Source organism: Gemmatimonadota bacterium, assembly GCA_016209965.1.
GTDB lineage: Bacteria > Gemmatimonadota > Gemmatimonadetes > Longimicrobiales > RSA9 > JACQVE01.
In genome coordinates, this window is sequence record JACQVE010000333.1 from 1 (window position 1) to 2,770 (window position 2,770).

Annotated in this window: 4 protein-coding genes; 2 read left to right on the plus strand and 2 right to left on the minus strand. The window is 68.5% G+C overall.

Annotation, left to right across the window (positions count from 1 at the left end):
• Both eno and HY703_13305 read left to right on the plus strand, forming a co-directional pair.
• Positions 1-860, plus strand: an 860-nt coding sequence (eno, locus tag HY703_13300) for a phosphopyruvate hydratase (GenBank protein MBI4546168.1), incomplete at its 5' end; no start/stop codon positions are given.
• Between the two features lie 42 nt (positions 861-902).
• The gene (locus tag HY703_13305; GenBank protein MBI4546169.1) at positions 903-1,328 is read left to right on the plus strand and encodes a septum formation initiator family protein; all 426 of its coding nucleotides are present in this window, start codon (positions 903-905) and stop codon (positions 1,326-1,328) included.
• A gap of 128 nt (positions 1,329-1,456) precedes the next feature.
• Here HY703_13305 and HY703_13310 read toward each other — a convergent pair whose 3' ends face one another.
• Entirely contained in the window at positions 1,457-2,509 is a 1,053-nt protein-coding gene (locus HY703_13310; GenBank protein ID MBI4546170.1) for a glycosyl hydrolase, read from the minus strand.
• A 111-nt stretch (positions 2,510-2,620) separates the two neighbouring features.
• The coding region (locus tag HY703_13315; GenBank protein ID MBI4546171.1) for a hypothetical protein at positions 2,621-2,770 on the minus strand (150 nt) is incomplete at its 5' end.

Below are 2,770 nucleotides of genomic sequence, written 5' to 3' on the forward strand. Positions count from 1 at the left end.
CCACGCTGCTGCCCGTCCCGCTCATGAACATCCTGAATGGCGGCGCCCACGCCGCCAACAATCTGGATATCCAGGAGTTCATGATCGCGCCCAACGGTGCGGCCAGCTTCACGGAAGCGCTGCGCATGGGCGTCGAGGTGTTCCATGCGCTGAAGAAGGTGCTGGCGGCGCGCGGCAAGAGCACGGCAGTAGGCGACGAGGGCGGCTTCGCCCCCGATCTGGCCTCCAACGAGGAGGCTATCGAGGTCACGCTCGAGGCCATCGAGAAGGCCGGCTACCGCGCCGGTGAGGAGATCGCGCTGGCGCTGGACGCCGCCGCCAGCGAGTGGTACCGCGACGGCGCCTACGTCTTCCACAAGTCCAGCGGCCGGCGGCTGAGCAGCCCCGAGCTGATCGAGTTCTGGCGCGACTGGGTCGACCGCTACCCCCTACTCTCGATCGAGGACGGGCTGGACGAGGAGGACTGGGACGGCTGGACGGCGCTGACCGCCGCCCTGGGCGGCCGCGTCCAGATCGTGGGCGACGACCTCTTCGTCACCAACACCGAGCGCCTGGCGCGCGGCATCGAGCGCGGCGCGGCCAACGCCATCCTGATCAAGGTGAACCAGATCGGCACCCTCACTGAGACGCTGGAAGCCATCGCCCTGGCACGCCGCGCAGGCTACCGCACCATCATCAGCCATCGCTCGGGCGAGACGGAGGACACCTTCATTGCCGACCTGGCAGTGGCCGCCCGCGCCGGGCAGATCAAGACGGGCAGCGCCAGCCGCACGGACCGCGTCGCCAAATACAACCGCCTTCTGCGCATAGCCGAGGAGCTGGGCGCGAGCGCCAGTTATCCGGGACGCGACATCTGGTAGCGCGGCTCTGGACTCTCGCACCCCTCCGAACCGGGAGGACCGATGAAGCTCGTCAAACGGATACGCTGGCTCCTGCTCCTGATCATTCTCGGCGGCGCCGGCTACTTCGCGCTGTTCGGCGGCGAGTACAGCCTCTTCGAGTCGCGGGCGGTGAAGAAGCAAAAGGCCACGGAACTGGCGCAGCTCCGGATGCTGGGGGACAGCATCGGGCAGCTCCAGGCGCGGGTCGATTCGCTGGCCTCGGACCCCGGCATGCTCGAGCGGGTGGCGCGCGAGTTCTTCGGGCTGGTCAAGAAGGGCGAGCGGCTCTACCGCTTCGTCGGCCTGGGGCCAGAGAAGCGGGACACTTTGAAGGCCAAGGCGGAGCGCGCGGCCCAGGTCATGGCCGATTCCATGGCGGCGCACGCCGAGCGCGCGGCGCAGCAGCAAGCGCAGCAGCAGGGATCCAACAGGCCGCCGCAGCCCTGACGCGGGATTGGAACACTGGGGAGCCGCTATCGCCGTCGTCAGATCCAGCCAACCGCCGGAGCCATGACGCGGGGTTGAGCGGCGCTATCGGCGGCGTGTGGTGCGCCGCTTGCTCGAGGTGGCGAGCGTCAGCGGAGCGCCTCCCAGATCGCCGGATCCTCCGAGCCCAGCACCCATGCCGAGAACCCGCGCAGCCGGTACCTCGAAACTAGCTCCAGCTTTGACCGGAAGCTGCGCGCGTCCTCGAGGAACACCCACTCGAACGTACCGCCGCGCGCGTAGAAAGCGTAGGAGACCTGGTGCTCTTCGCTCCATTGGACGGAGGCGCCGTGTCGCTCGATCAGCCCCCGCGCCCAGTCGTAGCTAAGCTGCTCACTGTACGAGCGGGCCAGCTCCGGCGTGATGCGCTCCTCCTGCGATGTGTACCAGTGCTGTGAGCCCAGCGGGATGCCGAGCGAGAGCTTCTCGGGCGGCACGAAGCGCAGGAAATATTGGATGACCTCTTCGACCCAGGGTCGGCTGGCCTGTGGGCCGGGGGGCGTGCGCCGCGTGTGCTGCGAGTAAGTCATCACCGAGATGAAATCGCCCAACTCCGCCAGTGCCTTCAGGTCATAGCCACCACGCCAGCTCGTGAACAGCCACTTGTGGTACTCGCTCGGGCCGGCCAACTCGTCCGGCCGGTGCACTACGGCCACGCTGATCTTGAAGCCCGCCTTGTGCAGCGCCGCGGCGGCCTCGCGGTAGAAGCGGGTGAAGGCGTCGCGGTCGTCGAGGTGGAGGTTCTCGAAATCGATCTGGATGCCCAGCAGGGTGTGGCGCCGGCACAGCTCGACCAGGCTCTGGATCAGACGCGTGCGCGCGGGCTCACCCGCGAGCAGCGCATGCAGCTTCTGCTGGTCGAACCCGTCATTGATCACGAGCGGCATGAGTCCGACGCCGCGCGCCCTGGCCAGAGCAATGACCCGCGCGTCCAGCTCACCCCAGAGGATCCCGTCCTGGTCCACCTTGTACACGGAGGGCGCGAGGATGCCCATCTGGTCGATGTGCTGGACCAGGCTCTGGTAGCTTTCCGGCCGGTCCAGGTAGTAGAACAGCCGCTCGGCGCGCTGCGCCCGAGCGCCGCCGGCCGCCAGCAGCACAGCCAGCCCGGCCGCGCTGATCTGCATTAGCCGCTTCTGCATCCCGTCCCGTCTCCCCGCGACCCGGTGAAAAGCAGATGCGCGGACCGTGGCCCGCGCATCTCTTGCCTGCCCCGCGGTCGGGGTCGGGGCGCACCCGGCACGCCCGAACCTCTAGCAGCCGGCCGCCGGGTTGGTCTGGCATTCCTGCGTGGGCAGCGGCAGGAAGCCCGTGAAGGCCAGCGCATTGTTCACCGGCTGCGGCAGGCGCCGGAAGTCCTCCCAGCGCAGCCCCTGCGCGTACAGCTCGTAGCGCCGCTCGTA

What these genes read in the sequence shown, in the direction of transcription:
- HY703_13310 (MBI4546170.1), bottom strand. Translation starts at nt 2,509, where the DNA reads ATGCAGAAGCGGCTAATGCAGATCAGCGCGGCCGGGCTGGCTGTGCTG.
- HY703_13305 (MBI4546169.1), top strand. Translation starts at nt 903, where the DNA reads ATGAAGCTCGTCAAACGGATACGCTGGCTCCTGCTCCTGATCATTCTC.